Source organism: Stenotrophomonas sp. STEN240 (assembly GCF_056756175.1).
In genome coordinates, this window is sequence record NZ_JBRRBO010000039.1 from 33910 (window position 1) to 41071 (window position 7162).

Here is a 7162-nt window from a genome sequence, read left to right on the forward strand (position 1 = left end):
GTGCTGCTGCAGATCCTGCTGGTGGCGCATATCACCGTGCTCGGCTATTGGCTGGGCTCGGAGCTGGTGATCAACAGCACTTACCGCTATGTCTCCTACGGCAGCAACATCCCCTTCGCCGAGCGCAACCGGCTGATGGAGCACGTGATGCACGTGGACCAGCACGTGCGCTATGCGCTGGTGCTGCAGGCAGGCTTGGGCTTCGCGCTGGCCGCGCTGTATGGCCTGATCCCCGGCGCTGAAACCACCGCCAGCATCGCCGGCGTTCTTTGCGTGCTGTGGCTGGCGTTTGTCGAAGCGGTACATCGGCTGCGCCATAGCCGCATCGGTGCCACCCTTGGCGCGATTGACCGCGGCTCGCGCTACGTCTTCATGGCGCTGATGGTGGCGCTGGCCACCGGCCTGCTCGGCGGCAGCTGGGAGATGCCACTGTGGCTGCGCCTGAAGCTGGCGCTGTACGCCGGCGTGATGGCATCGGGCGTCGGCATCCGTCTTGCGCTGATCAGTCATTTCCGGACCTGGAAAGTGATGGCACAGGAAGGCCCGACCGATGCCACCAACGCCATCATTCGCCGCACTTACGTGAAGGCAACTTCGGTGCTGGGCGTGCTGTGGCTGTTCATCGCCGCCATCGTCGTTGTCAGCGTGTTCAAGCCGACATGAGCGTGGATGACAACGCCACGCTGCTGGCTGATCTGCGCGCCATGCTGGGTGAGGACGCCGTGTTGTGCGATGCCGCCACCCTGCAGCTGATGGCCGGTGATCTGTACAGCAGCGGGCCGCTGCCATTGGCGGTGATCCGCCCCTGTGACAGCGCGTCGCTGGCGCAGGCGGTCGCGCGGATCACCGCTGCCGGCCTGTCGGTTGTCCCGCGTGGCGGCGGCCTGAGTTATACCGGCGGCTATCTATGCGAAGACAGCGGTAGCGTGCTGGTCGATCTGTCGGCATTGAATCGCATCGAGCACATCAGCGCAGAAGACATGTATGTGGTGGCACAGGCAGGCGTGAGCTGGAAGCAGCTGTATGACGCACTCACTCCGCTGGGCTTGCGTCTGCCCTACTTCGGTACGTTTTCCGGTGCGGCTGCCAGCGTCGGCGGTGGTCTCAGCCATGGCGCGCTGTTCTTCGGCAGCGCGCGTTACGGTTCCGCCGCCGACAACGTGCTCGGCGTTGAAGTAGTTACCGCCGATGGCACGCTGCTGCGCACCGGGCAATGGGCGTTGAAGGCGGATGCGGAGCCGGTATTCCGCAATTTCGGCCCCGACACGACCGGCTTGTTCATGCACGACGGTGGCGCCTTCGGCATCAAGACCCGCGCTGCATTCCGTTTGATTCCGCTGCCCGCACACAGTGGCTACGCCTCATTTGCTTTCGCTGATTTCGAGGCTGCTGCGCGGGCATTGTCAGCGGTTGCCCGCGCCGGCCTGGCCGAGGAGGCCTATGTGCTCGATGCCGGTGCGGTGGCGGCCAATGCCGAGCGTGACCGCAGCCTGCGCGCTGCATTGCGGGCGCTGCGGCAGGTGCTCGGCAGCGCATCGGGCCTGCGCGGCAAGTGCAGGGCGCTGGCCGGCATGGCGAAGGCCGGGCGCCAGCTGGTTCCCGACAATGCCTTCAGCCTGCACCTGGTGGCGGCGGGCAACTGTGCAGCCGCAGTCGCACATGATCTGGCCTGCGCGCAGGCGCTGGCGCACCAGCACGGCGGCATCGACATCGCTGCGACCGTGCCGCGCATTGCCCGCGCCGATCCCTTCCCCGGCCTCGATGCGGTGCTGGGTGCCAACGGCAGCCGCTGGGCCGCATTGAATGTGAAGGTGGCGCATTCACGCGCACCGGCCTTGATCCACGCACATCAGCAACTGATAGCAGCACACAGCGCGGCCATCGAACGATGCGGTGTGCGGGTGACCTATCTCTGCTCGGCGCTGTGCAACTACAGCTTCAGTTTCGAAGCGGTGTTTCATTGGCAGGACAGCTGGCAGCCATTGCATGCTGCCGCACTGCCACCGGCACGCTTGCAGATGCTCACAGCGGGGCCGGACAACCCGGACGCGCGCGCCCTGGTCGCGCAGTTGCGGCAGCAGACCTGCGCCTTGTTCGCGCAGATGGGCGGTGCATCCAACCAGATTGGCCGCACCTACCCCTTCCTGTCCGAACTGGAGGCGCCGCCTGCGCGCCTGTTGCATGACATCAAGCATTTGCTGGATCCACAGCGGCGCATGAATCCGGGCGTATTGGGGCTCTGAACGCAAGTTGTGGCAGGATCAAGGCCTGACGCATCCATTCGGGGAATCGTCCACATGCCATTTGCTCCACCGGGATTGTCCCGGCCGCTGTTCGCCGTCGCCCTTTACCTGGCCTCGCCGCTGGCCATGGCCATGACCCAGTGCCCGCAGGAATTCGGCGAAAAATCCACCGCGTTCTGGCTGCTGGGCTGGGCGATATTCGCGCTGTTCGTGATCGGCGGCGTGGTCTTGATGCTGTTGATCTTCCGCGCCACCCGCCATGCGCAGCGACGCCCACGCTGGTTGCTGCGCATCGCCAGCATCCCGGCGATGCTGGCGCTGTGGATGCTGGGCTTCGGTATCTTCCTCAGCCAGTTCGTGCTGGTGTGCTGAGGCAGCGCGTCACGCTGCCGGGAACCACCATGGCGATGCGCTGCCGGTATTGATCAGCAAGGCACGCGCACGCACGAAGCGCCGGATCGAGGCGGTGCCCATGCGCGAGCCCCCCATGCCGGACAACTTGAAGCTCTGCTTTTCAGCGGTCTGCACCATGCCGGTCAAACATGCGTCGTTGATCGAGATGCCACCGGCCTGCAGCTGACGCGCAACGCGTTGCGCGCGCTCCGGGCTCTGCGTGAACACCGCTGCGGACAGGCCGAACTCGGTGTTGTTGGCGCGGGCAATGGCCTCGGCCTCGTCGGCCACCACCATCACCGGCAATACGCTGGCAAAGCTTTCATCGGCGACCACGGCCATCTCGTCGGTCACATCGACGAGCACGGTCGGCGGGCACCAGATGCCGCCATGGTCGATCAGCTCGCCACCGGTCAGCGCACGCGCGCCCTTGGCCTTGGCATCGGCCAACTGGCCGCGCACCAGCTCCACCTGCGATGCGGCAATCACCGGGCCGATCTGGCCCTGCTTCGGGTCTGGCCACGCCAGTTCCAGCGCGGCGGTTTCTTTCACCAATGCAGCGATGAAGGCATCGGCCACCGGCGCTTCGACGTAGACGCGCTCGATCGACATGCAGCTCTGGCCGCCGTTGACGAAGCTGCCCCACGCCAGTGCGCGCGCGGCATGGTCGATATTGGCATCGGACAACACCAGCGCCGGGTCCTTGCCGCCCAGTTCCAGCGAGGCCGGAATGAAACGGCGCGCGCAGGCTTCACCCACCTTACGGCCGGTGGCGACCGAACCGGTGAAGCAGATCTGGTCGCTGGCCTCGATCACCGCCTGGCCGGTGGCACCGGCGCCGGTGACCAGCTTGAATACCTCGCCCAGCCCCGCTTCTTCCAGCGCATCGCGCAGCAAGGGCACGAAGCGCGAGGTGACTTCGCTGGGCTTGGCCAAGATGCTGCAACCAGCAGCCAGTGCCGGCACCGCATCGATCAGTGTCAGCATCAGTGGGAAGTTCCATGGGCTGATCACGCCGACCACGGCGTAAGGCACCCAGGTCTGCTGGCTCTGGATGAAGGGGATGGCTTCCTGTTGCGCGGGCTTTTCCAGCAGACAGGCGGCAGCCTGCTGCGCCCAGCGGCGGATCGCACCCACCGTGCCGTCCACTTCAATCTGCGATTCATGCCAGCGGCCGGTATCAGCCAGCAAGGCATCAAGAAAACCGTCGCGGCGCGCCACCAAGGCATCGGCCAGGGCATTCAAATGCGCGCAGCGCTCCTCGATGCTGCGTTCGGCCCAGCCCAGCTGCGCCTGGCGCAGGCGAGCACCCAGCGCGGCGACGTCGGCGGCTGCGGTGATCGGCAGTTCGCCGTCAGATTGGCCGGTGCGCGGGTTGCGCAGTGGCAGCGTTGTGGCTTCAGTCATTGCCCAGAACTCCAGCGCTCAGCAGTGCATCAAGGGTGGCTTTCTGGCGGGCGGCGAAATCCGCCCGCTGCGGAATCTTCAGCGTGTCGCCGTCGAGCAGCGCATTGGGTTTCAACGCGGTGCTGCCGAGGCCGGCAGTGATCGCGGCCTGCGGCAGACGCGACAGGAAATTGCCCATGCCCGGGCGCAGGCGGCGACGGCGCAGCCCGGCGATATCCAGGTCGGCATAGGCCGCCATCGATTCACCGGTGCCGGCGGCCGACAATACGCGGCCCTGGTCGTCGACGATCTTGCTCATGCCATCGGCGCTGCCCAGGGGAATGTCCACGCCACTGATACCCGCCGTATTGGCCGAGACCACATAGGCCATGTTCTCCAGCGCGCGGGCGCGCTTGGCGATGTCCTTCGGGGTCAGTTCCGGGCTGCCGACTTCGCTGGTGGAATGCAGGAACACCTCGGCACCACGCAGGCCCATCGCGCGCGCGATTTCCGGGTAGAGGATTTCTTCGGAGGCGATGCACGACAAGCGCCCGATCGGCGTGCGTGCCACCGGGAACACGCCATCCACGCCATAGACATCCAGGTACTTGTCCCAGACATCGTGCGGGCTCGGCGCGTACAGGGAGATCAGCCGGCGGTAGCGCAGGATCTGGTTGCCGCTGTCGTCCAGGATCACCGAGGACTGGAAGTACAGCCCGGGGAAGTTGGGGTCACGCTCGTAGGCGTTGGAGCACAGGTAAACGCCGTTGTCCTGGGCGATGCGGCCCAGTTGTTCGTACTCGGCGCCGTCCATCGCGAAGCAGCCCTTGGCCGCCCAACCCGGAATGGTGTCGCCCAGCGGATAGCTGGTGGCGAAGTATTCCGGCAGCACCACCAACTTCAGGTCGGCGCCGATGAAGGCCTTGGAGGCGCGGATCTGGCGGCCGACACGTTCGATATTGTCGGCCACGGCGGCAGCCGCGTCTTCCGGCGTGGTGCAGCTGTTGATGGCGCGACAGGTGGTCTGCAGCGCCAACGCACGATAAGCATCGATCATGGAACCTTACCTTCGGTTGCGGTGTCGGGGAGGAGCTGGATCTGCACGCCGTCGGCCAGCAGCACGCGGAACGTGCCGGTACCGGCGCGCAGCGGTTTGATCGCGGCATATTCGGGGCTGTGCCAGAACGCCAGCGCGGCGGCGCGGTCCGGCCAGTGCGAGATCACGGTGCGGGCCGGGGCGTGTTCGCCTTCCAGACTCTGCTGCGCGCCGCCCATCACCAGGTACTGGCCGCCGTAGCGGGCAGCGACGTCCGGGGTTGCGCAGGCGTAGGCGGCAAAGCCCTGCGGGTCGGTGATATGCGCTTCGATGATCAGATAGGCGGACATGGCGGGCTCAGCTGAAGCGCGGGGCGCGTTTTTGCAGGAAGGCGGCAGCGCCTTCGACAAAGTCACTGCTGCTGAAGGCATCGGTGAAGCCCGCATCGGCCTGTGCCAGGGAGATGCTGGCGTCGCCACCCAGGTGGCCGAGCACGGTCTTGATCGCGCGCCGGGCCTGGCCGGAGGTGGCCAGCAACTGCTGTACCTGTGCCTGTTGCAGTACGTCGATGCCCTCCTCGCCCGCCAGCTGGTTGATCAGCCCCCACTCCAGCGCGGTGGCGGCGTCGAGCAGGCGGCCGGTGAGCAGCATTTCGCGGGCGCGGGCCATGCCAACCGTGTTGACCAGCCGGCGACTGTCATCGGCGCTGTAAACTAAGCCGAGCTTGGCTGGGGTGATAGCGAAGCGGCTGCGGCTGCTCGCCAGCCGCAGGTCGCAGGCCAGGGCCAGGCCAAGGCCGCCGCCCACGCAGGCACCGTCGATGACGGCCAGCGTGGTCTGCGGCAGGCGTTGCAGTTTGAGCTGGGTGCGTTGCACCTGGGCGTTGTTGGCGGCAAAGGCGGCCGGAGCGGTGAGCAGCTGACCGAGTTCGTCGATATCGGCGCCGGCACTGAACGCCCCCGGCACGCCCGACACCACCACGATCTGGGCGTCACTGGCGGCAATGGCATCCAGTGCGGTTTCGATCGCGGCCCAGTGGCGGGTGGCCAGGGCGTTGCGCTTGTCGGGTCGTTGGATGTCGATGCGGGCGAGCGCGCCGTCACGGCTCCAGCAAATCACGGCTTCTTCAGTGACCATGGCCTATCCTATTTGTTCTATCGTTATAGCATTAAGCCAAAGGAGGGTGAAGCGAGATGTCCCAAGACACACTGGCCACACTATTGAGTGCCAACGCGCACAAGCTGCTGCGTAACGACTTGCCGACGCCGCTTTACCACCAGATGTTCAGCCTGCTGCGCGACCGCATCCTCAATGGCGAGATCCCGCGCGGCGCACGTATTCCTACCGAATTCGACCTGGCCGACGGCTTTGGCGTGTCGCGCATCACCGCCAAGCGGGCGCTGGACGAGCTGGCCGCTGAGGGCCTGGTGGAGCGCCGTCGCGGCAAGGGCACCCACGTCATCCACCGCTCGCGCCCCAAGCCCATGCACAGCCCGCTGACCGGGCTGCTGGAGAGCCTGGAAGTGCTGGCCGAGCACACCAAGGTGCAGCTGCTGCAGTTCCGCCGTGCGGTACCACCGGAGCCGATCCGGGCCTTGTTCGATACCGGCCCGCGCGATGTGCTGGTGCACGCCATCCGCCTGCGCCTGCGCGGCGACACCCCGTTCGGCTACTACAACAGCTGGACCAATACCGATCACCCGGACTTCAACGAAGCCAAGCTGGCCAACAGCTCACGGCTGAAGCTGTTCCAGGCCGCCGGCATCCAGATCAAGCAGGTGGAGCAGGTTTTGTCGGCGGTCAACGCCGATGCGATTGCCGCCCTGCACCTGAAGGTGGAGCCAGGCACCGCCCTGCTGGCGCTGGAGCGCCGCTCCTATGACGGCGACGGCAACATGGTCGACCTGCTGAGCGTGCAATACCGGCCGGATCAGTTCACCTACCAGATGACGCTGGATGTGGATGCCGGCGGCCACGACTGAAGGCAGGCAGGCCATGTAGTGCCGAGCCATGCTCGGCATGGGGCGATACCCATGTAGTGGGGGGGGGGGGGGGGGGGGGGGGCGAGAAGGCGCGCCGACCGACAGGCACCGGGGGAGCTGAG

At 66.2% G+C, this 7162-nt stretch carries 8 protein-coding genes; 4 read left to right on the plus strand and 4 right to left on the minus strand.

Annotated elements, in window-relative coordinates; genetic code table 11:
• Genes ACVOKO_RS15075 through ACVOKO_RS15085 form a run of 3 tightly spaced genes read left to right on the plus strand, consistent with a single transcriptional unit; the run spans position 1 to position 2615 of the window.
• Entirely contained in the window at positions 1–663 is a 663-nt protein-coding gene (locus ACVOKO_RS15075) for a hypothetical protein (protein ID WP_346499706.1), read from the plus strand.
• A complete protein-coding gene (locus ACVOKO_RS15080; RefSeq protein WP_346499707.1) occupies positions 660–2243 on the plus strand; it encodes an FAD-binding oxidoreductase in 1584 nt (527 codons plus the stop codon). The genes ACVOKO_RS15075 and ACVOKO_RS15080 overlap by 4 nt, the downstream gene beginning before the upstream one ends.
• Positions 2244–2297: 54 nt before the next feature.
• Positions 2298–2615, plus strand: a complete 318-nt coding sequence (locus ACVOKO_RS15085) for a hypothetical protein (protein ID WP_346499708.1) — start codon at positions 2298–2300, stop codon at positions 2613–2615.
• Between the two features lie 9 nt (positions 2616–2624).
• On the opposite strand, the gene ACVOKO_RS15090 is transcribed toward ACVOKO_RS15085, so the two are convergent.
• The 4 genes from ACVOKO_RS15090 to ACVOKO_RS15105 are packed head-to-tail and all read right to left on the minus strand — an operon-like array spanning position 2625 to position 6195.
• The gene (locus ACVOKO_RS15090; protein WP_346499709.1) at positions 2625–4043 is read right to left on the minus strand and encodes an aldehyde dehydrogenase family protein; all 1419 of its coding nucleotides are present in this window, start codon (positions 4041–4043) and stop codon (positions 2625–2627) included.
• Positions 4036–5079, minus strand: a complete 1044-nt coding sequence (locus tag ACVOKO_RS15095; RefSeq protein WP_346499710.1) for a nitrilase-related carbon-nitrogen hydrolase — start codon at positions 5077–5079, stop codon at positions 4036–4038. Before ACVOKO_RS15095 ends, ACVOKO_RS15090 begins: the two co-directional genes overlap by 8 nt.
• Positions 5076–5408 (minus strand): DUF1330 domain-containing protein, encoded by a 333-nt coding sequence (locus tag ACVOKO_RS15100; protein ID WP_346499711.1) that lies wholly within the window; start codon positions 5406–5408, stop codon positions 5076–5078. The genes ACVOKO_RS15095 and ACVOKO_RS15100 overlap by 4 nt, the downstream gene beginning before the upstream one ends.
• Before the next feature lie 7 nt (positions 5409–5415).
• Positions 5416–6195, minus strand: a complete 780-nt coding sequence (locus ACVOKO_RS15105; protein ID WP_346499712.1) for an enoyl-CoA hydratase/isomerase family protein — start codon at positions 6193–6195, stop codon at positions 5416–5418.
• A gap of 56 nt (positions 6196–6251) precedes the next feature.
• On the opposite strand from ACVOKO_RS15105, the gene ACVOKO_RS15110 reads away from it, so the two are divergent.
• Positions 6252–7040 (plus strand): GntR family transcriptional regulator, encoded by a 789-nt coding sequence (locus ACVOKO_RS15110; RefSeq protein WP_346499713.1) that lies wholly within the window; start codon positions 6252–6254, stop codon positions 7038–7040.
• Positions 7041–7162: the final 122 nt, after the last annotated feature.

Bases quoted from the DNA above. Each gene is read 5' to 3' on its own strand.
- ACVOKO_RS15080 (WP_346499707.1), top strand. From the start codon at position 660: ATGAGCGTGGATGACAACGCCACGCTGCTGGCTGATCTGCGCGCCATG.
- ACVOKO_RS15085 (WP_346499708.1), top strand. From the start codon at position 2,298: ATGCCATTTGCTCCACCGGGATTGTCCCGGCCGCTGTTCGCCGTCGCC.
- ACVOKO_RS15090 (WP_346499709.1), bottom strand. From the start codon at position 4,043: ATGACTGAAGCCACAACGCTGCCACTGCGCAACCCGCGCACCGGCCAA.
- ACVOKO_RS15095 (WP_346499710.1), bottom strand. From the start codon at position 5,079: ATGATCGATGCTTATCGTGCGTTGGCGCTGCAGACCACCTGTCGCGCC.
- ACVOKO_RS15100 (WP_346499711.1), bottom strand. From the start codon at position 5,408: ATGTCCGCCTATCTGATCATCGAAGCGCATATCACCGACCCGCAGGGC.
- ACVOKO_RS15105 (WP_346499712.1), bottom strand. From the start codon at position 6,195: ATGGTCACTGAAGAAGCCGTGATTTGCTGGAGCCGTGACGGCGCGCTC.
- ACVOKO_RS15110 (WP_346499713.1), top strand. From the start codon at position 6,252: ATGTCCCAAGACACACTGGCCACACTATTGAGTGCCAACGCGCACAAG.